This is a genomic window from Fischerella sp. JS2, assembly GCF_032393985.1.
Lineage (GTDB): Bacteria > Cyanobacteriota > Cyanobacteriia > Cyanobacteriales > Nostocaceae > Fischerella.
Genome location: NZ_CP135918.1, coordinates 4,190,178 through 4,214,287, shown reverse-complemented (window position 1 = coordinate 4,214,287; position 24,110 = coordinate 4,190,178). Strand labels below are relative to the sequence as shown.

Annotated in this window: 20 protein-coding genes; 6 read left to right on the top strand and 14 right to left on the bottom strand. The window is 40.1% G+C overall.

Annotated elements, in window-relative coordinates; all coding sequences use genetic code 11:
• Positions 1–17: 17 nt before the first annotated feature.
• From RS893_RS17865 to RS893_RS17855, 3 genes are all read right to left on the bottom strand, one after another.
• On the bottom strand, positions 18–188 hold the full coding sequence (locus RS893_RS17865; protein ID WP_315786259.1) for a ribbon-helix-helix protein, CopG family: 171 nt from the start codon (positions 186–188) through the stop codon (positions 18–20).
• A 338-nt stretch (positions 189–526) separates the two neighbouring features.
• Positions 527–1,654, bottom strand: coding sequence for a hypothetical protein (locus tag RS893_RS17860; RefSeq protein WP_315786256.1), 1,128 nt, complete (start codon positions 1,652–1,654; stop codon positions 527–529).
• A 1,310-nt stretch (positions 1,655–2,964) separates the two neighbouring features.
• On the bottom strand, positions 2,965–4,617 hold the full coding sequence (locus RS893_RS17855; RefSeq protein WP_315786254.1) for a DUF6930 domain-containing protein: 1,653 nt from the start codon (positions 4,615–4,617) through the stop codon (positions 2,965–2,967).
• A gap of 389 nt (positions 4,618–5,006) precedes the next feature.
• Here RS893_RS17855 and RS893_RS17850 point away from each other — a divergent pair, with 389 nt between their 5' ends.
• The 3 genes from RS893_RS17850 to RS893_RS17840 all read left to right on the top strand — a co-directional run bounded on the left by RS893_RS17850 (position 5,007) and on the right by RS893_RS17840 (position 6,200).
• Complete coding sequence (locus RS893_RS17850) at positions 5,007–5,366, top strand: iron-sulfur cluster assembly accessory protein (protein WP_315786251.1); 360 nt, start codon at positions 5,007–5,009, stop codon at positions 5,364–5,366.
• A 78-nt stretch (positions 5,367–5,444) separates the two neighbouring features.
• Complete coding sequence (locus RS893_RS17845) at positions 5,445–5,867, top strand: tetratricopeptide repeat protein (protein WP_315786249.1); 423 nt, start codon at positions 5,445–5,447, stop codon at positions 5,865–5,867.
• Between the two features lie 90 nt (positions 5,868–5,957).
• The gene (locus RS893_RS17840; RefSeq protein WP_026085987.1) at positions 5,958–6,200 is read left to right on the top strand and encodes a hypothetical protein; all 243 of its coding nucleotides are present in this window, start codon (positions 5,958–5,960) and stop codon (positions 6,198–6,200) included.
• A 60-nt stretch (positions 6,201–6,260) separates the two neighbouring features.
• Here the strand turns inward: RS893_RS17840 and thyD are convergent, their stop codons facing one another.
• Together thyD and RS893_RS17830 are read right to left on the bottom strand one after the other, a co-directional pair.
• Entirely contained in the window at positions 6,261–7,181 is a 921-nt protein-coding gene (gene thyD / locus RS893_RS17835) for a thylakoid membrane protein ThyD (protein WP_315786243.1), read from the bottom strand.
• 298 nt (positions 7,182–7,479) lie between these two features.
• Positions 7,480–8,171 (bottom strand): IS1 family transposase gene (locus RS893_RS17830; protein WP_315784082.1). Its coding sequence is split into 2 segments (ribosomal slippage): positions 7,480–7,847 and positions 7,847–8,171, totalling 693 coding nucleotides; the frame shifts between segments, so codons are not numbered across the junction.
• Positions 8,172–8,232: 61 nt separating this feature from the next.
• On the opposite strand from RS893_RS17830, the gene RS893_RS17825 reads away from it, so the two are divergent.
• Both RS893_RS17825 and RS893_RS17820 read left to right on the top strand, forming a co-directional pair.
• On the top strand, positions 8,233–9,381 hold the full coding sequence (locus RS893_RS17825) for a transposase (protein WP_315786241.1): 1,149 nt from the start codon (positions 8,233–8,235) through the stop codon (positions 9,379–9,381).
• 292 nt (positions 9,382–9,673) lie between these two features.
• Positions 9,674–10,021, top strand: coding sequence for a hypothetical protein (locus RS893_RS17820; protein WP_315786238.1), 348 nt, complete (start codon positions 9,674–9,676; stop codon positions 10,019–10,021).
• Positions 10,022–10,116: 95 nt separating this feature from the next.
• Here RS893_RS17820 and RS893_RS17815 read toward each other — a convergent pair whose 3' ends face one another.
• From RS893_RS17815 to sufB, 9 genes are all read right to left on the bottom strand, one after another.
• On the bottom strand, positions 10,117–10,620 hold the full coding sequence (locus tag RS893_RS17815; protein ID WP_315786236.1) for an FHA domain-containing protein: 504 nt from the start codon (positions 10,618–10,620) through the stop codon (positions 10,117–10,119).
• Between the two features lie 321 nt (positions 10,621–10,941).
• Positions 10,942–13,416, bottom strand: coding sequence for a heavy metal translocating P-type ATPase (locus RS893_RS17810; protein ID WP_315786233.1), 2,475 nt, complete (start codon positions 13,414–13,416; stop codon positions 10,942–10,944).
• A gap of 595 nt (positions 13,417–14,011) precedes the next feature.
• Entirely contained in the window at positions 14,012–14,287 is a 276-nt protein-coding gene (locus RS893_RS17805) for a TM2 domain-containing protein (protein ID WP_315786230.1), read from the bottom strand.
• 819 nt (positions 14,288–15,106) lie between these two features.
• Positions 15,107–16,687, bottom strand: coding sequence for a CPBP family intramembrane glutamic endopeptidase (locus RS893_RS17800; RefSeq protein WP_315786227.1), 1,581 nt, complete (start codon positions 16,685–16,687; stop codon positions 15,107–15,109).
• 618 nt (positions 16,688–17,305) lie between these two features.
• The gene (locus RS893_RS17790) at positions 17,306–17,941 is read right to left on the bottom strand and encodes a Uma2 family endonuclease (protein ID WP_315786224.1); all 636 of its coding nucleotides are present in this window, start codon (positions 17,939–17,941) and stop codon (positions 17,306–17,308) included.
• A 92-nt stretch (positions 17,942–18,033) separates the two neighbouring features.
• Positions 18,034–19,302 (bottom strand): SufS family cysteine desulfurase, encoded by a 1,269-nt coding sequence (locus RS893_RS17785; protein ID WP_315786222.1) that lies wholly within the window; start codon positions 19,300–19,302, stop codon positions 18,034–18,036.
• Between the two features lie 138 nt (positions 19,303–19,440).
• Complete coding sequence (gene sufD, locus RS893_RS17780; RefSeq protein WP_315786219.1) at positions 19,441–20,817, bottom strand: Fe-S cluster assembly protein SufD; 1,377 nt, start codon at positions 20,815–20,817, stop codon at positions 19,441–19,443.
• A complete protein-coding gene (gene sufC, locus RS893_RS17775; protein ID WP_315786216.1) occupies positions 20,817–21,605 on the bottom strand; it encodes a Fe-S cluster assembly ATPase SufC in 789 nt (262 codons plus the stop codon). Before sufC ends, sufD begins: the two co-directional genes overlap by 1 nt.
• Before the next feature lie 116 nt (positions 21,606–21,721).
• A complete protein-coding gene (sufB, locus tag RS893_RS17770; protein ID WP_315786214.1) occupies positions 21,722–23,158 on the bottom strand; it encodes a Fe-S cluster assembly protein SufB in 1,437 nt (478 codons plus the stop codon).
• Positions 23,159–23,378: 220 nt separating this feature from the next.
• Here sufB and sufR point away from each other — a divergent pair, with 220 nt between their 5' ends.
• Positions 23,379–24,053, top strand: coding sequence for an iron-sulfur cluster biosynthesis transcriptional regulator SufR (gene sufR / locus RS893_RS17765; protein WP_315786211.1), 675 nt, complete (start codon positions 23,379–23,381; stop codon positions 24,051–24,053).
• Positions 24,054–24,110: the final 57 nt, after the last annotated feature.

The window sequence follows — 24,110 nt, the reverse complement described above, 5'->3', positions numbered from 1 at the left end:
ATCTATTGTCTGCCTCCTTATCTGTTACCATCATTGGTGTCTTCAGCTACAGACAATCCTCGGATCAATTCCCGAATCACGTCAGTTGCAGGTCTACCAGTTTGCTGACAATACTTTTCCAATTTTTCGGCCTCCTGTGCTGCTAAATTCACAGTAATACGTTTTACAGCCCATTTTTTATTAGTCATTTGATTATGTTATTTGCTGTATATCAACATCATTGACAAAATGTTAGTGAGGATGAAAGAGATAAGAATATCAGAGTTTTTGTCAGGAAACAAGCAATCGTTGATGTAAAAAATTTGGTTTACTTGAAGTGTCCTTTATTTTCTAATAGAATCAAAAAACAAATGAATAAAGTATTGTTGTGACAGGAACAATAGCGTATATTGGTTACTACACAACAGAAACTCTGCTGAGGAATAATCAAGCTTGACCAAAAATTTTATAGTTTAGCAAAAATGATTGCTGCTAACTAAATAACTATTTGTTCGAGGATAGCAATGTACAAGAAACTTAGCTACCTCTACAATGTGAGTTTGTCAAATACTTTTGGAGAAAACATGTGCCACAACACCTGTAAATAAGGCATCAAGGTATTAGCTTGTTTAGTATTCAGATGTTGAGATATTTCTTGCTCTAGTAGGTGTAGCATACAGCGAATCAGCTCCCATTGAATTTTTAATCTTGGGTAGAGCATTGCACACAATGGAAACAATTCTTGTTGAATTGCATTCACACTTCCCTCTAAGCTACAAACCCAAAGATAAACTTGGAACATTTCTATATCCCTGATACTGGAAAGTCTGACTAGCGGTTCACTTAATAAACCAGACTGGGAATGATAATTAGGGTAAAGATCAATTATCTTTTGGCAAATTTTATTGGCAATTTGTGTACTAATAGGTAAAAGTTTTTGCACTGCTGTTAAAACTTGAGAATTATAGTCATGATCTGCTGCTGCATCATAAGCACGCTGTAATGGCATATATAAATGATCGTCTATGACTTTTAAGTAACTGCCAAGTACAATTTGTTCCAAAGGTGAAATAGTTTGTAGTAAGCCAAGGTTAGTATAGTGAAACTGCATACTCACAAAGCCAATCACTCTTGGATCATTTTGTGTGTATTTCTGCCGCAGCAAACAAACATTTGTGCTAATGATTGTTGCTATTTGAGTAGAGACAAAATGTTGTGCTTGCATCTGCTGAATCTTTTCAGACACTGAATTTTCTGTATTCAATGATGGGATGTGTGTCGGTAAGTTCTGACTTGATTGTTGCTGGATATATAGATGCAATGCTTGTTCGTATATCTTAAAAGAATCTGCTGTTATCTCCCAAGGATCAATTAATTTCGGGTCAATACGATGCCTTTTGATTTCCTCTGATAACAATGCTTCTGTTTTGTTCCAAGCTTGTAAACTCACAGTACGCAGTGAATTCATTAGCTTTTGTGCTGTTCTTTTTCGTCCTTCAGGAGATACTACCTTTTTAAAGTTTAAAGCATCTTGCTTATCTTCATAGAAGTAGTTCAGTTCTACATTCTGTAAATACTTTTTGGTCCATTGTTGAGCTAAATATAAAACAGCAGATTGTTTTTCTAATTGTAGTAAACCCTTTGAATTATTATCTGGGTTCTCATTCATCTCCATATATTAATACTGTAAATATTGCCGTATAAACACCCTATTTATTGATGTTTTCATTGTATATGTTTTCTAATTTAATTGGTTGTCTTTACTTAATCTTTACTGAATTTGTACTTAAAGTTAGATTTTTATTTTTGTGAAAATTTTAATAAGGAATAGTAAAAAGATTACATTAGTTTGTTTTGATATTATAAACAACTATACAATTTCAAAAATATACATCTTATATAGAAAGTCTATTTTCCTAAACTAGATAGAGCTTAAATTAATATCAGTTTGAAATAAAATCATGTGTTATTTTATACAAAAAAATTGAAGCTATATTTAGTAATAATAGATATAAAAAGAGTAAATATTTTTACTTATAAAACACTAGTAGTTTTTTATAAAATCATTGGGTTCTCATACAGGATCTTTAAGAAAGGCAAAATGCACACAACACAACTAAACTAATCAAGAAAATTTATAATTTTGTAAGTACATAGTAAAGTTTCTGTGAGTTGCCATTAACAATAATTCATGTTTAGTTTTTGCAATATTTAAATAAAAAACTTCCTATAGAAAGAAGTAAAGTAAAATTAACGAACATAGTTATAGGTTGAACAGTAAAGACAAGCCAATACTTCTTAGTCAAAAGGGAAAAGGGATAGGAAAAACACCCCTTATGCTGTTTTACTATGAGTTCTGATATATTTGTCGAGCAGATAAGGGAAGAGGGACAAAGGGGAGGATATATATCAAGAATTTTGTGAAGGGATAATAGGTAATCTTAGATCTTGCATTACTTTTCATCCCGCCAAGAAATACATTTATTGGCTCATAGCTTATAGCAATTAAATATGAAGCTGCATATAATAGGAGAAGTAAACTCAATAAGTTTAAATACTCATGAGCCGAGTGTTTAAGATTGAAATTGCATAGAGCGAAGAGGAACTCAAAAAAACGCCTACCCTAAGCTAGGTTGGGAAATTAGAAAGAAAAGCTACAGATGTTGTGGTAGCTCAAGAGTGGGTAGGTAAACCAACAGGAGGAACTAGGGAAATGCTTGGGCAGACAGAGAAACTTCAACCGTGAGAAGATGGTTGCAGAAATACTGATGTAGTAGGCTTTTTAAGTTATTGGAAGTTAAGAAAGCACCTGAGACATTTTCTATGCAGCTTCACTAAATTGGTATTAAGTCAGATAAACCTGACTGCAACAATAATTTATAACTTGATTAAGAGCGCTTGCTTCCATATACATCCATATACAAAGGATGCAAAAAGTTTTGACTCAAATGAATATACAATTACATCGTGTTATTAGTAAGGTTGTTATTCAAATTGCAGTTGCGGCATTAGCTGGAGAGTACCAATACCTAAGTCTTTAGGTGAAAGCGATCGCGCCTCAAATAAAGCCATCATATCTCGCAACTGGGGATTACCACGGGCAGCACCAGTAAGTCCTTTGGCAATGATCAAACCGCAGAAACCTTTAGTATTTTTACAGCGTTGATTCCATTTTCTTCTAGCCTCAACGTGAACAGGATCATCATCTAAGAACTCCCCAAACAAGAACAATTCGCCATTTTGAGTTTGCAATAAACCCAGATCATAGCGATCGCCACCAAAAGGATCAGCACCAGGATTGAAGCAAATTGCTTTCAGACCTCCTGCTTTTTCTATGTTTTCAATTACGGTCTTAGCTTTAGGGCGCGAAGTTTGAATTAGAATAACTGGCAGACCATCACCGACTGGCTTAACTTCTCCTGCTTGATGGTAATTAACTCCTTGACGTAAGTACTCTAACATTTCCCAAGACACTACACCCAAGCTGAGAAAAGAGTCTTCCGGTATTAAGTCATCTCGCAATGACCTAAACATCGGCATAGATTCAGATTCTATCTCCTCATCCTCTGAGTCTTCTTCATCTTCATAGCCTGCCATTTCCTCCAACTCTGCTGCCAATTCCGGCATACTAGAGACAGTTATAGCTACTGATTTTGTTTGCTCATCACAAGAATCTGGTAGGGAAATGCGGTAGCGACGATTCAAAGCAGGAAAAGAATCGCTACCCAAATGACGACGATGATCGCGAATAAAACGGTAAAGACTTTCTAGGGCAACATATACTATCAGTGCTTCTTCATCGTATAAAACCGAGCGTAGTCCCTCAAGAGGATGAATATTACCAAAGGTAGGTTCAATTTCTGACAGTGGCAGTTTTGCTAAATCCTCAAATTCTTCCTCTTCGTCTGTTTCGTCAGCATGTTCAAACGTCAGAAATAGACAATCTTGCTTGAGGAAAGCTTCTTCTAAATTTCCTTGTGATTCGTCTTCTCTTAAAATTGTGGCCCGAAAATGCTTCAGTGAATCTTCTGAACGATACAAAAGTACTCCATATTCCATCCCTAGCATCCCCATCATTGAGGCGTAGAGTGTGCCAACATCCCATTTGTTGATTTCGATTGATACAATCTGCTGTTCTTCTAATAATTCCCAAGGGGCAGCTTGCCAAATTGCTAAAGCTTTTTCTCGCAAAGCTTTAGCATACTGTGGAGGTAATTCGGGAACTTGAGAGTCGAGAATTTCGGCAAACCCACGAAATAACTCATCAATTAGAGGTAACTCAGGCGAGTAGTCAATGGCAATATCTAAATCTTGCAGGACTCCACGTAAGTAAAATTGTATTTCCCGGTCTCTGACGACAATTCTTTGGGGACGCGCAGGTTTAGCAGGACTGTGGGGATTCTCCATTGCTCGCATCAAAGTGCGAACAATTGCCTCTGGCCCGCTTTCTGGAGGTACTACGTCCATTCCCCGCACAATGCCTTGTGTACCATCCACCCACAGAATACATTCGCCCTTGGTTTCGGAGTCTGAGTGCTGGGTTGGTGATGACAATGGACGGCGATCGCCCTCCCATACAGAAGGAATTTGAGTTAATTTCCGTAAACGGCGGCTGGTAGAGCGATTAAAACTTGTCATAGAGTAAGTGAATCAAAACAAGGGATTTGTAAATATACTTTTGAGTCAGGGCTAGTCTCCAATGAAAACTCCCTTAGCTGTTGAATTAAGAGTAATCGTAACTGTGGGCTGCCAAAGGCTGAAACTCCAAAAATAGCGAATCTCTAAAACACATTGAATCTCTCAATTCTAGAATAAAAATCTTTGCGTGCTTTTGACGGAGTATTTACAATTTGGCAATCTAGAACATCAATATCGCTAAAATGGATAAAAAAGTTTTTATAGACGCGTGGTTTATAAGGCGTCTGTTAAAAAATTCGGGGCTACCCAATGACGAAACTTTTGGGTTAAAGGTTCCCGCTTTGCTTGTATAGGGTAATCGATAACCACATAAGGAGTTAAAAAAGCAGATGACACAGGCAACTCAGTCTTCACAAAGGGGAATTCAGTTAAGCGAAGCAGCATTGCGGCAAGTGAAATTTTTGCAGGAAAAACAAGGCGGCAAAGACTTGTGCTTGCGGGTAGGAGTACGTCAAGGGGGTTGCTCTGGAATGTCTTACTTAATGGACTTTGAAGACCCTAGTAAGATTACCGCAAATGATGATGTTTTTGATTATGACGGCTTCAAAATAGTTTGCGATCGCAAGAGCCTATTATATCTCTATGGCTTAATGCTTGATTATAGCGATGCCATGATTGGTGGAGGCTTTCAATTCACCAATCCCAACGCCAGCCAAACTTGCGGCTGTGGGAAGTCATTTGGGGTGTAAGATCTCATTTGTCCTTTGTTATTTGTCATTTTACGAAGGACTGATGGCCAATGACTAATGACTAATGACTAATGACCAATGACTAATACAGTTGAATCCCTGTTTGATACAGGTTTAGAACGCTATAAAGCTGGGGAATCACCAGAGACTTTGATTCCTGTTTTTAAAGAGGTTTGCGATCGCGCTCCCAAAAGTAGCGCTGCTTGGACTTGTTTAGCATGGTTGTATCTGTTGGATAACAAACCCAACCCCGCTTTCAAGGCTGCACAAAAAGCAGTAAAGTTAAACCCACAAGACCCACAGGCAAGGGTAAATCTCGCTATTGCCATGTTGGAAAGCAATCAAAAAGGCTTACGCCAACATATTGATGCTGCTAATCAATTATTGACACTTAGCCCTGAATGGCAACAGGAAATCAAAGACAGCATCGAAGATGGTTTTAAGAGAAAACCAGATTGGCAGAGTTTGGCAAAAGTCAAAAATTGGTTATTTGAAAATTAATATGTGTTAGTAGTTAGTTGATAGTAGTTAGTAGTTAATTTTCCCACTAACCACTAACTGCTAACCACTAACATTATTCATATTAAGCTTATGAAAGAGAAATTTTTAAGTTGGCTTAACCTAATTTTAGTAGTCGATGTCTTTCTTGTTCTGTTTGGTTTTGGCTGGTTAGCGATCGCAGTGATTGGGAAAGCGTCAGGAGTACCCTTAGGTTTAGATTTATGGTACAAACTCTGGCAACCTGTTTTTAACCCAGCAATTGGAATCCTGATGGGTGGTGCAATTGTTAGTGGTATCATCAATTGGATTTCCCGAAAATTCCAATCTAGTTAGTTGTTATGGAATTATCCTGAACCAACAATCAATCATCAACAATTAACAACCAACAACCAGTTATTTCAAAATTGTTTCTAGAGCTGGTTGTAAATCAGGATATTGAAATTCAAATCCACTTTCAAGAGTACGTTTAGGAAGAACTTGTTGCCCTTCTAAAACTACCACAGCTCCATCTCCCAAAAGAGCTTCTATGGCAAAGTCAGGAACAGGCAACCAAGAAGGACGATGCATGACTTTGCCCATAGTTGTAGATAGTTCTGACATACGGACTGGATGAGGAGCAGTAGCATTATATACACCTGACATTTCTGGTTTAGTTAAAGCTTGGATAATCAAGTTAACTAAATCATCAATATGAATCCACGAAAACCATTGTTTGCCGCTACCAATAGGCCCGCCAGCAAAGAGCTTGAAAGGTGTAATCATTTTACCCAAGGCTCCACCTAGACCCAAAACAATGCCGAATCGTAGAATTACTAATCTGACACCAACTTCTGTCACTTTTGTTGCTTCAGCTTCCCAAGCCTGACAAACTTGGGCAAGAAAATCATCACCAGATGGGCTTGTTTCGTCGAAAGTAGCAGTTTCACTAGTGCCGTAGTAACCAATAGCAGAGGCGTTAACTAGAACACTAGGTTTAGGATCAGCCTTAGTTATTGCCTCCACTATTTTTTGAGTAGTCAGTTTTCGGCTGTTGAGAATTTCTTGTTTTCGTTCTGGTGTCCACCGTCCCTCACCGATGGGTTCGCCAGTCAGATTAACAACACCATCGCATGAAGCGATCGCCTCTTGCCAAGTACCAGATACCGTCGGCGTATAAGCAAGAATTTCTACATTAGAGAAAGCTTGATTGGGGAAAACCTTTTGAGCATGGGCAATGTTACGAGTTAATACTAATATCCGATGACCATCTTTGTGGAGCTGTTCTACTAAGCGACTACCAACAAATCCTGTTGCACCACTTACTGCTACTTTCATAAAAAGCCTCGTGGGAGTTTAGAAACCCCTAGCTTGAAGCTAGCTAGGGAAAAACAACACAGTGGGCTAAAGCCCACTGTGTCCATATCTTGTCTAAATTGTACTTTCGCTGCACATTGTTAATTGTAGCGAAAATATGTTGATGTACCTGACCCAAAAGAACCAAATCCGAGACCTAAGTAAGTCTGAGTTTTTGGCTGTGCGGGAATTGTGTCGGCTGAGTAAAAACCTGTATAACGTGGGTCTTTACACAGTAAGACAATATTTTTTTTCAGGCGTTGCTGAATAAAGGTATGTTTTAGGCAGGTAAGGGAACAGAACGATATTTGAGGTAGTGCAATAACAATCGAACAGAGTATCTCAGCATTTCCTCGGTTTTGGAATAACATAAAGTTTTACGATGAAGACGAGCCAAATAATGTCTAAGCCTTGTGTTTTCATTTTCGACTCGTGTCATGTAGGTCTTACTCACAATTTGGTCACCATCAGGAACAAAACAAGGGTAAACAGGGTATCCATCTGTGACGTAAAAATAACTCTGCCAACACTGGACAATGTTCCATAACTGTTGGAAAGTAGTCGAACTACGATCACCTAAAACCCAAGCAAGAATACCTTGAGTAAAGTGATTTACCGCCGTCCACAACCAGATTTTATTTTTTTTGAACCAATAAATGTTTCTAATTCATCTAGTTCTCCCACCTGCGGAATTTCCTTTGAATTTGGTGTATCCGCCAATTGTGTACCCACTCGTTTAACCCAATGAATAATGGTAGTATGATGAACGTTTTTCACCCTTTCAATTCCACGAAATCCCATACCATTGACGTACATTTTTAGGCATTCTTGTTTGATTTCATCCGAGTAGCCCCTGGGTGGTTTATAGACATCAATGAATTGACGACCACAATCACAGCAAATGTGATTCTGTTTACCTCTTTTCTTTCCATTCTTACGGTTATGACAAGATCCACAGCGTGGACATTCCATGATTAATTGACCTCAATTCATACCGCTATTATGCAACGCCTTTTTTCAGGAGCGTAAACACTTGCGTTATGAGTCTGCTTACCACCTGTGCAAAACCAATGAGAATTACAAACTTCTCAACACAGACATTGCACAGCAAACATTGAAGGTAGTAGATAGAACATTCAAAAGCTTTTATGGGTTGCTGAATGCAGTTAAAAACGGGAGTTACCAACAGAAGGTAAAACTTCCGAGCTATTTGCCCAAGGATAGCTATTTTGCACTGATAATTCCACGAATTGTTGTTAAGGATGGGAAGTTTAGAGTCCCAATGTCCAACGCCTTTAAAAAGCAGCTTGGTGAGGTTTGGATTTCATTCCCTAAGCGACTCAATATTAATTCGATTAAGGAAGTTAGAGTTCACCCAAAATACGATGCTCGATATTTTGAGGTAGAGTTTATCAGCGAAGTTTCACCTGAAACCATAGAAGTGAAAACTGATAGTGCTATTAGTATTGATTTGGGAGTAGATAATCTCGCAGCTTGTGTTGATACCAATGGGGCATCCTTTCTTGTGGATGGCAAACCGATTAAATCTATTAACCAGTGGTTTAACAAGCGTAACGCCCAACTGCAATCTATTAAAGATAAACAGGGTATCAAGGGCATTACTAATCAACAAGTGAAACTTGTGGTAAAACGCAATAATCAAGTCAGAGATTACCTGAACAAGACAGCACGATTTATCGTGAACCACTGCATCCAGAACAGTATTGCTAACTTGATTGTAGGGTACAATCTTGGCATCAAAAAAGAAATCAATATTGGTGGGCGCAATAACCAAAACTTTGTCCAAATACCTTTTCACAGTTTGCGGTTCAAATTGAAAGCACTGTGTAAAAGATACGGGTTGAATTACACTGAACAGGAAGAATCCTACACATCCATTGCTAGTGCGATTGATGGTGATGAGATACCTGTTTATAACGCCGACAATCCCAAAGAGTACCTGTTTTCCGGGTTACGAATTAAACGCGGATTGTACAGAACAAAAAGTGGACATCTGGTTAATAGTGATTTGAATGGTTCATTGAATATTGGAAGAAAAAGTAAGCATGAAGGTTTTAACCGAGTGTCTAGAGGGTCTTTGACCGCCCCAAGAAGGATTAACCTTCTTAAATTGGAGAAGTCCACAAGCGTGGATTTATCCCGCTTATGTACAACTTCTTAGAATCCCCTAGCTTTCCGAATAAATGAGCGAAGCGAAATTTATTCAGCCAGGGGAGTGTCAAAATTTAACCTCTATCAAACCTTATATTAAAGTTTTTATCGCACCTGAGAACAGAAGTTGGGGGCTAGAGTTCAGGGAAAAGGGCAAGGAGTAAGGCACTGCTTTACTCTTACTCTTGTCTTTTAACTTTTTCTCTAGTATCAAGTACTTCCTTAATGAATCTATAATTACTTGCGTTTAAGATGGTTCGATATTATAGGATGGACTGAGTGTTACAAGCCTTGGGTCTATTATGGCTCGCTATACCTGTTCGTTTATTCTTTCTATTCCCGTTCACCATCTCCAGCCGCTACTTGTAGAACTACTACAAGACTGCAACTTGGATGTGCAGTACTCTACATTGGATTACATCATGGCACGTGAGATTGTCGGTACTGTTTCCTACTCAAAAATGGTGACAGTAGAAATATTGATTGATAAAAGCACAGCTACCGAAACAGAAACTCGAATGAGCATTGTGATTAAAAACCAGGAACTGCCACTCCAGCTAGATAATCATTGTCGGCAGGTGTTTGAGTATATCAAGCAGGCAATAGAAGAAAGCCGTCATTGGCATCTGATTGAAAGCCTAGCAGGATAGATATAAATGCTTACAGCAAGGGCGCCTGCTAAAGCTAGCTTTGTGCCAATCTAGCTTAGAGCAAAACGCCATAAAAAATATTACCAACGAACTTTTTAGTCTTCTAAATCGTCAGTCATACCAGGGTTGATAAGTGTAATGTCATATTCACTAACATCAGCCTGACCAGGGGGCATTGTATCACGTTTTAACAGGTAATAAATAGCACGTACCTGCGGTCCAAAAACAACTTCATCTTCATTTTTAAGGTCATGGGCAGGGAGTTTGCGCCCATTAATCATCAGACCATTGGAACTGGGCTTGCCTTTAGCATCGCCATCAACAATTCGATAATAATAACTTTTGCTGTTATCATCTCTGGGCAACCTTACTAAGGTAGCGTGACGACGCGAGACAAATTGTGAGACTAAACGAATATCACATTCTCGGTCTCGACCGATGGAATAAATAGGACGCTCCAGAGCAAATTCCTTACGTCCTTGATCGTCTTCCACGATCAGTATATGGCTTTCATGGTTTTCTGCTGCCATTGACAAATCGTTACTAAAATCGGTTGATGTCTTATCAATTAAGAATTGTTTAGAATTGTTTTCTGCCATTTTCTAAACCAGAGTCTCTAGTACTGCATAGTTATGACTAAGAGTAAAACACTACAGTATAGTTTTACTCTTAGTATCTACAGTGGCATCTACTGGCGCTCTGGGAAAAGAGTCGATGACTTTGTGAGATTTTTTTTAACAGTGGCTTATCGATTTAGTTTAACCTGAGACAGGCAGAACGGATATTCACTCTTTTGAAATATTAAGAGCAAATATTCTACTAGTACACATCAGCGTAAAGAAGGCAACTATTAGTAACATAACGAAAGCTCTTATTATAAGCTTTTGCGCCTTCTGCCTTCTGCCCTCTACCTTCTTGTATTAACTATGAGAAAACCGCCGTAGTAGTAGGGAATTGGTAACAACACTAACCGAGCTAAAAGCCATGAGAGCCGCAGCACCAGCAGGACTAAGAACAAAATGTAGACTGGGCAATAATATACCAGCGGCCAAAGGAATTCCTAACGTGTTATAGGCAAAAGCCCAAAATAAATTTTGGCGAATTTTATTGAAAGTGGCACGACTGAGTTGAATTGATGCGACTACATCGCTTAAACAGTTCCGCATTAAAACAATATCAGCCGTTTCAATCGCCACATCTGTACCAGTGTGTAAGGCAATCCCAATATCTGCTTGAGACAAAGCCGGAGCATCGTTGATGCCATCTCCTACCATTGCGACTACGGATTTTGGATTAGCACTTCTTTCTATATCTCCGTTTTGAAGAGATTGTATCACCTCTGCTTTTTTGGCTGGAGGTACAGCCGCCATGACATCGGCAGTATCTAATCCCAGTTGGTTAGCAGTAGCGAAAGCTGCTGTTGGTGTATCACCACTGAGGAGCATGACTCGTAGTCCCATGTGACGCAACTTGTCTACAGCTGCTTTCGCATCTGGTCTAAGGATATCTTGAATCGCAATGAGTCCAGCAATTGTTCCTGCAATTGCCATTCCCACAACAGTTTTACCATCCTCTGCTAAAGTCTGTGCCTGCTTGTGTACATTTTCATTAATGACAATTCCGTGCCAACTCAACCAATCCCAATTTCCCAAAAGTACTAAATTGCCTTCGACTACAGCAGAAACACCAAGCCCTGGTTCTGTGTGAAAGTCAGTAGCTGGTGGAATAGTTAACTGTTGCTGCTGTACTTGATTCTGAATTGCTGTAGCCAAAGGATGACAAGTACCCCTTTCTACGGCAGCAGCGAGTTGTAATAAGTATTGGGGATTAGGGATTGGGGATTGAGGATTAGTTGTTTCTCCCTGTTTCTCTTGTCCCTCCAGCACAATACAATCCGTTACGGTTGGATTACCACTAGTCAGCGTGCCTGTTTTGTCAAAAACGATGGTATCCAACTGATGGACTTTTTCTAAAACATCACCGCCTTTGATTAATAGACCTCGTTCAGCAGCGATCGCTGTTCCTACGAGAATAGCTGTAGGTGTGGCTAGTCCTAAAGCACAGGGACAAGCTACCACCATAACTGCAATAGCTAACTTCAAGCTCACCAACAACGGAGAGTGATGAGTAGGTACGGGTACAACATAGAAGTGATGGGCCATATTCATGCCAGCTGAGATGGTAACATCGTGCCAAACATGAGTGCCGATAAAGTACCAAAACAAAAATGTCAGCACAGCCGCCGCTAGTACACCGTAGGTAAAGTATCCTGCGACTGTATCTGCTAATTTCTGTACAGGTGCTTTTCTAATTTGTGCCGCTTCCACTAAAGCCACAATTTGTGCCAAAGTGGTATCGTTGCCAGTGCGAGTCGCTTCAATTGCGATCGCTCCTGACTGATTGAGTGTTCCGGCTGTGACCGTATCTCCGCTTTGCTTCAGCACTGGTACAGCTTCTCCAGTCAGCATTGATTCATCAATGGTTGTTTGACCATCAATCACTACGCCATCAACTGGAACTTTGTCTCCTGGCAGAACTTGTAACCATTCGCCTACACGTACTTGTTCGGCAGGAATTTCAATCACTTCGGTCGCAGAAGGTTGCACTGATGCGCCATCTCTCGTCTGTACACCCCGTTTGGGAATCAATCTTGCTAACTGGGGCTGGAGGTCGAGCAAGTTCTTAAACGCAGCGACAACTCGACCTCTGGCTTGTTTTTCTAATGTTCGTCCCAATAAGATAAAGCCCAACATCATCACAGGCTCATCAAAGAAGCACTCCCAGCCCAGCTGGGGAAACAGCAGAGCAACTAAACTAGCTGTGTAAGCAATCAGTGTTCCCAAGCCGACGAGAGTATTCATATTGGGTGCTAGCCGTCGCCAGCTCACCCAGCCATCTATCAAAATTGAGCGGCCAGGAATTAGTAGCGCTACCGTTGCTAATCCGCAGTGAAACCAGATGTTATGCAAAACAGGCAGTACAAAGCCACCACTATTGCCAAAATGTCCGATTCCTGACAACAGCAGCAGCAATGCAGCAATAATTAACTGCCTACGTGCAGACTGAATCTCTTGGCGCTGTCGTTCTGCTGGATCAGATTTGCCTTGGTTTTCATCCGCGACTTTCCCACTTGTTTGCCTCGGTTGAGATGGAAATCCAGCCGCAGTCAATTGCTGTGCCAGTGCATCTGCGTCCAGCGCCCTAGTCTCTAACTCCACAACAGCAATCTCTGTTGCTAGATTTACACTGGCGCTCTTCACTCCAGGATATTGAAACAGTTGGCGCTCTACAGCCTTTACACAGCCACCACATTTCATGCCTCCAACATCTAAGATGATTTTCTCAGTTGTCGGAGTTGGCTCTGGGGAAAGGTTAGTTTTTGGGACAAGTTGCATGGAATAGTGTTTAAATTTGTTACGAATGTAAAAGTACGCCTTAGTGTACCCCTATTTCGAGAGTAGGCGAAATTCGCAACAATGACAGAATGTCAAGGATATGAAGTTTTGTTAAGTAGGGGAGGCAGTGCGTTGCGAGGAACCCCCGTTGTAGCACCTACCATGCGTACAGCCGTACACCCCTCAATATGTATCAGGATTTTTGTGAAAAGGTATGAGTCGACTCTCTACGACTCCAGCGCAGATATGTCAGATAGATGATGACAACTAACTGTGTTGGTATCAAAGCGACCTGACTTCTTAAAAAAGGATTAATCTCTAAATGAGATATGGTAGTAAAATATACCAATCCTAATAAAGCCAAAAATATTAAAAATGTATACTTACGCTTGAAAATTAACATATTACATATTGGTAGAAGGGAGAAAGCAGAGGGGGTGGGGAGATGGGGGGTGTGAAGAGTGTGAGGGGTGTGTAGACGCGTAGCGGCTTAAGGTAAGGGTGGAGTGTGGGGAGTAGTAAAACACTAACCACTATGTACAGACGCGATGTTCCTCGCGTCTCTAACTACTAACCATCAACAACCAACAACTAACTAAAACCAGCCTTGTTTGTTAACAAAGTAGGTATCAACAAATTGGTTGTAGGATTTGTTTAGGTAGATCATTCCTTCTATTAAACCCACAAGCTGCATAATGAATAGGGTTAAACCGTAGGTGAAATAACCTCCTACTAAAGAAATCAGGAGCATGATAAATCCTTCTGTGGTATAACCCAGAACAAACTTATGAATTCCAAGACCTCCTAGCATAATGCCACTGTAACCAGCTAATAGTTGTTTAGTAGCATGACTAGGGTTGAGGTTTGCCATATGAGTATTACTCCTTTATCAGTAATGTATAAAATTGAAATTCTATATTTCTAGCAAAAAGTAAATCTACTGACTATCTTATTTACACTATCTTTTTGCAAAATCAATAAATTTTTACTTTTAATTCAGTATAAATACTGGAAAAAGTAAAAATATAGAACTGACGTTACTTGACCTCACAAGTAACGCTATTTTTTGAAGATATAGTGTTCAGAAATTGTCTAAAACTAGATATCTTCAGAAAACTATTTTGGATAACAATAAAAAACCGCTATATATTTATAATTTTGAACTTGAAGCCAGAAAACTCCGTATTACAGAATTAACGGCTAACATATTGGGTCATAATACTTTATACACATCAGGTAGTATCATTTCCGGATTTTTAATTGTCACGGTAAAGAATTGATGATACTGAGTAAGAGTAATGTAGACACCGTATTTCAGCGGCTTTTTACAGGTGGTTTTCTAAGTTTAGCTAAACAAATAGCTATAAACTAAATTGTGTAAATTTTCCGTAATCATTAAATTGAAAACAGAAATCTAAAATTTAATATTCCCAGACAGAAACTGTCAATAAGCAATGTTTAGCCATTAATGGCTAATTTGTTATTTATTTAACTAAATTGCTTGAGTATTTTATTAGCTATGTATTTTCTCTCAAGCTAGCATTTTTTTATGCTTAATATCAACATACTGTTGGTAGATTTTTGTGACGAAGGGGATTAGGGATCAGGGATTGGGCATTGGTGTTTATTTTCTTCTGTTTCCCCCTTGTCTTCTACTTTCCAGATCCCTATTCCCCGATCCCCGATACTTTTAATTACTGCCACTACCGAGGATAAATAAGCTAAGTAGAGTGCCACTGTTCCAAAGGCTATGAAGGAGCATGGGAGCAAGGAGATTACGCGATCGCGTGTAAACTACTCCTAAAACAATTCCTAAGGCGAATAGTGGTAAAACTTCCGATAAACTCAGATGAGCGATCGCAAACAAAAAGCTACTAGCAATAATAGCCCACCAGACCGACATATAACGAGTCAGAGAAGGTAGCAGAAAACCGCGAAATAGAAATTCTTCAAACAAAGGAGCAGCGATCGCGGCAGTGACGAAAAATATACCTAATGCTAGAGAATCTTGACTTTCCAATGCTAACTGCAACAGAGGATTACTACCACCTTGCCCTTGCCATATTTGTTGATTTATCAAAGACACCACGACTACCACAGGTAAAGCCGCGCAATAACCACCAAATCCCCATAAAAACCACTTACCCCGTAAACTGAAGCGAAACCAGCCAGACTCTAGCGGTAAAAAACGTTTAATAGATAAATACAGTACCGAGATTGCACCTGATGCCACTAATATGTAACTCAAGAATACATAAAATGCTTGCAGTCGTAGATTTTGGGCAGAACGAGGGATAGGAAGTAGGGATAAGACAATGGGGATCAACACCTGTCCCATAAAGAAAAAACCTACGACAAATACCTGCAAAATCGTTTCACCATCCCAAGGTACTGACCAAGCTGCATCAGCATTTTGTCCCAATAAACTAGTTTTACCCTTGATAACACGTTGACCAACTAGAAAAATCAGCAGTCCTACACCAACAAAAGCCCCTAACGCTGGAATAGTACCAATAATCGCCAATTTCACAAATGCTTGTTCCGCAGCTTCTTGTTCTGCTGTTTTAAGGTTTGCTAAAGATTCTTGACGTTGCTGGAGTTGGTAGAGTTGAGTTAAAGCAGTATAACGAAACCAGCCATCTAAATTATCTTGAATTAATTGTTGAGCATTGGGAAGCAAACGAGGCGGACTACTCCACATTCCACTTAACGCCGTAGCAGTTTCGCGCAACTCAGGTTTACTTTGGGGATTTTGCTGCAATTGCTGCCAAGTTTTTAAGGCTGTATCTGTTTGTTTTTGCTGTGCTTGTAAAATTCCCAAGCGCAAATCGATCTCAGCAATTGATTTTTGCAGTTGATCAATTGTTTTTTGTAATTGTTTTTGCTGTACTGAACGAGAAGTATTAGTTGCAGGAGGAATTTCTGGTTGGGGTTTAGGAGTTGCGGGAGTTGTAACAGGTTCAGAACTTAAGTCTGCCAGCTGCTTTTGAGCTTTTTCTAAATTAATTTCAGCCGATTTCCGTGTTTCTTGATACTGCTTAGTGGCGGTTTCCAGAGGTTTTTCACCGATGATTGCTTCTTTGGCTGCTTGAAAATCATTATCCTTGCCATCTGAGATTTGCCACTGGGAAGCTTCTAGGACAATATTTGTCTGATAAAGTTCGAGGCGACTTTGGAATTGTGGTTCTTTCCAACTGTTGAGTAGGGACGAACCTGCAACAAAAATCGCTAATAATGTTAACAAAAATAAACCCAACCGCTTAGGTGTCATTTATTCTCCTCTTGACTCATACTGAGTTGCAATTAATTCGTGCTAGCCGGGGAGGTAGGGGGGATGGGAGCATCCATCACCATCTCATCAGTCTCCACGACTAAATACTACTTTTTTTATCAGCCATTTGGAGTGCTGCACCTAATGGAGATTTGCGATCGCTCTTTACCTTGTGGTGGCTTGGTGGTGAAAAATCATACTTTTTTAAACCACAAAGACACAAAGGTTTATATATTACACTACTGCTAAAGATTTATCTTTTTCCCAGGTGAGTAATTGGTCAAGTTTTCCTAATTCTGTAAAAGTTCTAGCAGCTAGCAGACTATGCAGTAAATCAACACACATTTTTGCTGGATAATTTCCTTGTTGTCCACCAACAACTAATTTTTCAATTTCATCAGGTTTTGATAAATCAACTAATACTAATTTGCCAAATTATTCTGTTGCCGGATTTTAGAGAATTGGTATTACAATATATTTCCCATCTTTATTAGCTAGTTCTTCAAAAACACTGTTCGTTTTTCTTACCTCACTTAAATATTACGATAAGTTAGAGTATACTTTTTCCTGGTGGAATTAAAATAAGAGAGTGAATTCCAAGATTTCTTCACTATCCAACTATTTTATTTTCTTTCTCACCCAAGCGCGAAAAGATTTAAGCAAAGCAATTTCTCCGATTGTTTTACTTTGTTCAATAAATCTATGAATATCACTTACCGAAATTATAGAAAAGGCAACGCTAAATTTGCGCTCTGTATATTGTCCCTCTACCAACTGATAAAATTTCAGAATTTCTCCATCATATCGCCACAGTTCTGGGACACCGAGTGCTGAATAGATCCTAAATTTATTAACTGAACTATTTGTAATATCAATTTCAATTGCTAGATCAGGTGGAGGATCGGTTTCTAAATTTATTGTTTCCCTAGCTCTAACTTTTGACTCAGTTTGTATATAAAAACAATTATCAGGTTCTATGCCTCGATTTGTAATACGTTTTTTTAAAGTTGTAGAACCAGCGCTTTTAATTTCAATTCCTAATTCTTCAGCTAAGACTAATATAAAACGGTCAAACTGAATTTTAGGATTTTCATGTTCAAAAAGTGGGGTCATTATTTCTAAAGTTCCGTCCTCATAAGCAAAGCGGGAACCTCTATCTTCTCCTGTTTCTTTCAGTAAGGTTTCAAAGGTTTCCCAACTAATGTTATGCAGGACTGTTCTTTGTTCAGCGAGTGTTGATGTGGTGACAGACATATTACCCAAATACTAAGCAATAATAAATCGCAGCTAATAAACAAAGTCCGCCTACGCGGACTTAATTATAGCTTGAGGAGGTGTATTGCTCCTTATTCCTCACCGAACAATCCACTAAAAAAGTCAATTGTTTCTTTTAAGGCTTTGATGAAGACATCAATTTCTTCACAAGTATTGTAGAAAGAGAGACTGGCGCGTGCGGTGGCAGGAATTTTGAGATAGCGGTGTAATGGTTGGGTACAGTGGTGTCCAGAACGGATGGCAATACCTTCTGTATCTAGTAATGTTGATAAGTCATTAGCATGAACTTCGGCGGCGGTGAATGCAGCTAAAGCAGCTCTACCTTCACCTTGAGCATTTGGTTTGGGGCCGTATATTCTAATTTGGGGAATTTTTTCTAATTGCTGGAATAGGTAAGCAGTCAATTCTGCTTCGTAAGCATGGATTTTGTTCATGCCAATTTTAGTAAGATAATCTACTGCCGCACCAAGGGCGATCGCTTCTCCAATGGCAGGTGTACCAGCTTCAAATTTATGTGGTAAATCTGCGTAGGTGGAATGGTCTAAAAACACCTCCGCAATCATTTCACCACCACCAAAAAATGGCGGCATAGCTTGCAGTAGTTCCAACTTACCATACAAAATGCCAATACCTGTAGGAGCTAACATTTTATGCCCCGAAGCCACTAGCCAGTCACAGCCAATTTGCTGCACATCAACAGGCATGTGGGGCACACTTTGGCAAGCATCAATTAATACTTTGGCTCCATATTTATGTGCCAGAGTGCAAATTTCTGTCACTGGATTAATGCAACCCAAAGTATTAGATACGTGTACCACCGACACCAATTTTGTTTTATCCGAAAGCAGCTTTTGGAAATGTTCCAAATCCAAAGTTTCTTCCGGTGTCAATTCCACAAACTTCAGTACTGCACCCGTTTTAGCGGCGACAAACTGCCAAGGAACGATATTGCTGTGGTGTTCCATCACCGATAGAATAATCTCGTCTCCTGGATGCAAATTGTTCATTCCCCAACTGTAAGCAACCAAGTTGATCGCTTCAGTTGCATTGCGGGTAAAAACAATTTCCTGACGTGATGCAGCATTAACGAAGGCAGCAACTTTATCTCTCGCTGCTTCATAAGCCTCGGTAGCTTTAGCACTGAGGGTATGGACGCCACGATGGACATTAGCATTGTACTGCTCGTAGTAGTCTCGCAGAGTATCGAGTACGAACAGAGGTTTTTGGGATGTCGCAGCATTGTCAAAGTATACTAAAGGTTTGCCGTTGACTTCCTGGTGTAAAATTGGGAAGTCAAGACGGACTTTATCAGCAAGGGTTCTTTCTTGGGTAAAAGTCATAGAATTTTGGATTTTGGATTTGGGATTTATGATTTTGGATTTGGGATTGGGTAATGGGAATGGGTTGGTTGTTAATGGATGATTGTTTCAGATAACATTTAACAAATAACAAACGCTACACAATCTAAAATCCAAAATCTAAAATCGGTTGACGGTTTGCGTGAGTTTTTCACACAGCGAAGGAACTGGTACTTGGTGAATAATTTCCGCAGCGAAGGCATGAACTAATAAACTGCGCGCACTTTCTTCATCAATACCCCGACTTTGCAGGTAGAAGATTTCATCGTCTTCCAACTGACTAACAGTCGCACCATGAGCGCATTTAACGTTATCTGCGGTAATTTCTAATTGGGGTTTGGTATCAACTCTGGCTTTAGATGATAGCAGCAAATTGCGATTCAATTGTGCTGCGTCTGTCAGCTGCGCTAGTTTAGGAACAAAAACTTTGCCATTGAACACTGCATGAGCGCGATCGCCTACGATAGTTTTGTGCAATTGCCGACTTGTACCATAAGGATAATTGAGAGCGATGGCACTGTGAGTATCTGCTAACTGATTACCACCGATCACCGTCAATCCATTCAAAGTGGTTTCCGTTTGCTCACCAGTTTGCAAAATCTCTAAATTGTGGCGCGAAATTTTAGCACCTAAAGTTATCGCATTACAGGTATAGCGACTGTAACGTGCTTGCGTAACGGCAGTTTTGCCAATGTGGAAATCTGCTACATATTCGCATTGAATTCGGGTATGATTTACCTGAGCATTTTCTCCAATCCAAATTTCTGTTACCGCATTAGTAAAGCCAACAAATTCTGGAGTAGTATTCTCAGGTAATACACCTACTTCACCTGTGCGAGTTGTGTACTCTTCAATTAAAGTGATGCTGCTACCAGTTTCTGCCACTACTAAACAACGTGGTAGAGACATAATGGAAGGCTCAGCTACAGTTATAAACTGTAGATGAATAGGCGTTTCCACCATCACATTTTTGTCAATCCAAACTACTGCTGCATCAGTCATTCCAGCAGTATTGAGGGCGGTTAACACTTCCAGCGCACCCTCAGATTGTGCTAAATATTGCTGCAACAGTTTCTGATATTCCGCAGGTAAATTATCTAAATTACTAACCTTAACCCCTGGTGGCAAGTTTGCGATCGCGGACAAAGCAGGTGCAAAATTGCCATTGACAAATACTAAACGACTTGTTATTGCTTCTGGCAGAGATAAAGGTGTACCTTTTGCATCTGATATTTGTCTCGGTTGAAAACTAAACTTCACCTGCCGTAAAGCAGACAAATCAGTAAACCGCCATTCTTCATCGCGGGTGGTAGGAAGAGTCGAATGACGCACCCAGTTCGCCGCGCGATCGCGTACCTCTTGCAACCAACCCTCTGACTTTGATACAGTCACCCGATTTAATAACTCAGTTAAATAAGCATCTCTATCTAGCAAAGTTCCAGTCAAACTAGCTGCACTTGAGTTAGGAATTGGACTAGGAGAAACTTGCATAGTCATTACACACCCACCTCAGCCGCAAATTCATCTAACAACCAGTCATAACCACGAGATTCTAACTCTAACGCTAACTCCTTACCACCAGACTTAATAATTCGTCCTTGTGCCATCACATGAACATAGTCCGGCACAATATAATTAAGCAGTCGCTGATAGTGAGTAATCATAATTGTGGCATTCTCAGGACTAGTCAATTGATTCACCCCATTTGCCACAATTTTGAGGGCGTCAATATCCAAACCTGAATCTGTTTCATCCAGAATTGCCAGTTTAGGTTCTAGTAACGCCATTTGCAAAATCTCATTGCGCTTTTTTTCACCACCAGAGAAACCTTCATTCACACTCCGGTTGAGAAAAGCCGAGTCCATTTTCACAACTTCCAGTTTTTCCTCTACCAAGTCGTCAAAATCAAAAGCATCAATTTCTTCCAAACCCTGCGCCTTCCGCTTAGAATTATACGCCACGCGCAAGAAATCTAAATTGCTGACACCTGGAATCTCTAAAGGATACTGAAACGCCAAAAATATCCCACTCCTAGCACGTTCTTCCGGTTCCATTTCCAGCAAATTCTGTCCCTGGAAAATCACCTCACCGCCAGTCACTTCATACGCCGGATGTCCAGCCAACACCTTAGAAAAGGTACTTTTACCAGAACCATTCGGTCCCATAATCGCATGAATCTCGCCAGAACGTACTTCCAGATTTACACCTTTGAGAATTGATGTCCCATCAACCTCAGCCGTCAAGTCTCTTACTAAGAGTACAACTTCGCTATTTTCAATAATCATGTTCTCTCTTTTTATATATTCTCTGCGCTCTCTGTAGTTTTTTTATTTCGACCACAGATGCAAGGCGATAAACACAGATATTTATCTGTGTGCATCTGTGTTTATCTGTGTTCGATTTACCCAACACTACCTTCCAACTTCAGACTCAATAGCTTATCAGCTTCCACAGCAAATTCCATCGGCAGGTTATTAAACACATCCTTACAGAAGCCGCTAATCATCATCTTTAACGCATCTTCAGTGGAAATACCTCGCTGTGCAAAGTAAAATAGTTGGTCTTCCCCAATCTTAGAAGTAGAAGCTTCATGCTCTACCTTACCAGTATTATTTTGTACTTGAATGTAAGGGAAAGTATTGGCGTGGGCATTATCCCCAATTAACATAGAGTCGCACTGGGAGTAGTTTCTAGCTCCTTGTGCCTTCGGGTTAATTTTCACTAAACCCCGATAACTGTTACTAGAATTACCAGCAGAGATACCTTTAGAAATTATTGTGCTGCGGGTATTTTTCCCAATATGAATCATTTTGGTGCCAGTATCGGCTTGCTGCATATTATTAGTCAACGCAACCGAGTAAAATTCACCTACAGAGTTATCACCCACTAGTACGCAGCTAGGGTATTTCCAGGTAATGGCAGAACCAGTTTCTACTTGTGTCCAAGAAATCTTGGAATTTACACCCTGACACAAACCGCGCTTGGTGACGAAGTTGTAAATACCGCCTCTGCCTTTTTCATCGCCAGCGTACCAGTTTTGGACTGTAGAGTATTTAATCTCGGCATTGTCAAGGGCAACAAGTTCGACAACCGCAGCATGTAACTGATTGCTGTCGTACATTGGTGCTGTACAGCCTTCAAGATAGGAAACATAGCTGTCATCTTCAGCAACAATTAACGTCCGCTCAAATTGTCCAGTGTCGCCGTTGTTGATGCGGAAGTAGGTAGACAGTTCCATTGGACATTTTACACCTTTAGGAATGTAGACGAAGGAACCATCGCTAAATACCGCAGAATTGAGGGCGGCAAAATAATTATCAGCAATGGGAACAACGCTACCCAGGTACTTTTGCACTAATTCTGGGTGTTCCTGCAATGCTTCGGAAATAGAGCAAAAGATAACTCCTTCTTTCGCCAGTTTTTCTTTGAAGGTGGTGGCGACGGAAACGCTATCAAAAATTGCGTCTACGGCAACGTTCGCCAATCGCTTTTGTTCTGACAGAGGAATGCCCAACTTTTCAAAGGTTTCTAGAAGGGTAGGATCTACTTCTTCCAAGCTTTTCTTTTTTGCTTGTTGCTTGGGAGCTGAATAGTAAATTATATTTTGATAGTCGATTGGTGGATACTTAATGCTAGGCCAAGTTGGTTCTGTCATTTTTTGCCACTGGCGATAAGCTCTGAGGCGAAACTCCAGCATAAATTCTGGCTCGTTTTTCTTGGCAGAGATCATGCGGATGATATCCTCGTTTAGTCCCCGAGGAATTGTGTCTGCCTCAATGTTGGTAACGAAGCCGTACTTGTAAGGCTGATTTACTAAGGTTTTAACAGTGGCACTCATCAGTAATTTTCTCTTGTGTTCGCAACTCTATACTCTTTAAGGATGGGAGAGGGATTTGTCACCAATTCCCAATTCGTGTTACCGAATAGTCACACGACTGTTACAATAGGGATAACTACTAAAACAACAGCTATGTTGTTTAACACATCTTCATTTTACGCTAGATTAACAACAATATTGTTGTCAAAGTGAAATTTAATCATGATTTTTTGGGACGACGATGGTGACTACCCAGCAGTCCTCAACCAAGCAAGATATCCTAGAATATCTCGTTAAGCACGCTCAAGCTACGGCGGTTGAACTGGCCGCAGCTTTAGATATTAGCCCGCAAGCAATTCGTCGCCATCTCAAGGATTTAGAGGCGGAAGATTTAATTGTGTATTCATCGGTGCAGGCTGGGATGGGGCGGCCGCAGCACGTTTATAAGTTAAGTAGTAAAGGACGCGATCGCTTACGAAGAGAAGCGGCTGATAGTTATGGAGAGTTTGCCGTTTCCTTACTAGACACAGTAGCCCAAACAGTTGGACACGACCAAGTCAGCAGTATTTTAAGAAAACAGTGGGAACGTAAAGCCCAAGAATATCGCGAACACCTGGGTAATGGCTCTTTACACCAGAGAGTAGAAACTTTGGTAGAACTTAGGAAAGCAGAGGGTTACATGGCAGAGTATCACCCTATAGACTCCCATGAGTCAGGTAGTGGCGATCGCTTTATTTTAATGGAGCATAACTGTGCCATTTCTAATCTTGCAGAGTCTTTTCCTAGTATTTGTGGGCATGAGTTAGAAATGTTTGCTGCTGTTTTACCAGATTGTACAGTAGAACGTACTCACTGGATTATTAATGGTGAGCATCGTTGTGGCTACTTAGTGCAAGCGAGAAAAGTTAGATCATAAGAAATATATATAGCTTTTCATATTTAGTGTATGTCAAGGATAATGGGCAATTGGTAA

Bases quoted from the DNA above. Each gene is read 5' to 3' on its own strand.
- RS893_RS17800 (WP_315786227.1), bottom strand. From the start codon at position 16,687: ATGACACCTAAGCGGTTGGGTTTATTTTTGTTAACATTATTAGCGATT.
- RS893_RS17805 (WP_315786230.1), bottom strand. From the start codon at position 14,287: ATGGCAAACCTCAACCCTAGTCATGCTACTAAACAACTATTAGCTGGT.
- sufR (WP_315786211.1), top strand. From the start codon at position 23,379: ATGGTGACTACCCAGCAGTCCTCAACCAAGCAAGATATCCTAGAATAT.
- RS893_RS17820 (WP_315786238.1), top strand. From the start codon at position 9,674: ATGGCTCGCTATACCTGTTCGTTTATTCTTTCTATTCCCGTTCACCAT.
- RS893_RS17865 (WP_315786259.1), bottom strand. From the start codon at position 188: ATGACTAATAAAAAATGGGCTGTAAAACGTATTACTGTGAATTTAGCA.
- RS893_RS17790 (WP_315786224.1), bottom strand. From the start codon at position 17,941: ATGTCTGTCACCACATCAACACTCGCTGAACAAAGAACAGTCCTGCAT.
- RS893_RS17840 (WP_026085987.1), top strand. From the start codon at position 5,958: ATGAAAGAGAAATTTTTAAGTTGGCTTAACCTAATTTTAGTAGTCGAT.
- RS893_RS17850 (WP_315786251.1), top strand. From the start codon at position 5,007: ATGACACAGGCAACTCAGTCTTCACAAAGGGGAATTCAGTTAAGCGAA.
- RS893_RS17860 (WP_315786256.1), bottom strand. From the start codon at position 1,654: ATGGAGATGAATGAGAACCCAGATAATAATTCAAAGGGTTTACTACAA.
- RS893_RS17845 (WP_315786249.1), top strand. From the start codon at position 5,445: ATGACTAATACAGTTGAATCCCTGTTTGATACAGGTTTAGAACGCTAT.
- RS893_RS17855 (WP_315786254.1), bottom strand. From the start codon at position 4,617: ATGACAAGTTTTAATCGCTCTACCAGCCGCCGTTTACGGAAATTAACT.
- thyD (WP_315786243.1), bottom strand. From the start codon at position 7,181: ATGAAAGTAGCAGTAAGTGGTGCAACAGGATTTGTTGGTAGTCGCTTA.
- RS893_RS17815 (WP_315786236.1), bottom strand. From the start codon at position 10,620: ATGGCAGAAAACAATTCTAAACAATTCTTAATTGATAAGACATCAACC.
- sufD (WP_315786219.1), bottom strand. From the start codon at position 20,817: ATGACTATGCAAGTTTCTCCTAGTCCAATTCCTAACTCAAGTGCAGCT.
- RS893_RS17785 (WP_315786222.1), bottom strand. From the start codon at position 19,302: ATGACTTTTACCCAAGAAAGAACCCTTGCTGATAAAGTCCGTCTTGAC.
- sufC (WP_315786216.1), bottom strand. From the start codon at position 21,605: ATGATTATTGAAAATAGCGAAGTTGTACTCTTAGTAAGAGACTTGACG.
- RS893_RS17810 (WP_315786233.1), bottom strand. From the start codon at position 13,416: ATGCAACTTGTCCCAAAAACTAACCTTTCCCCAGAGCCAACTCCGACA.
- sufB (WP_315786214.1), bottom strand. From the start codon at position 23,158: ATGAGTGCCACTGTTAAAACCTTAGTAAATCAGCCTTACAAGTACGGC.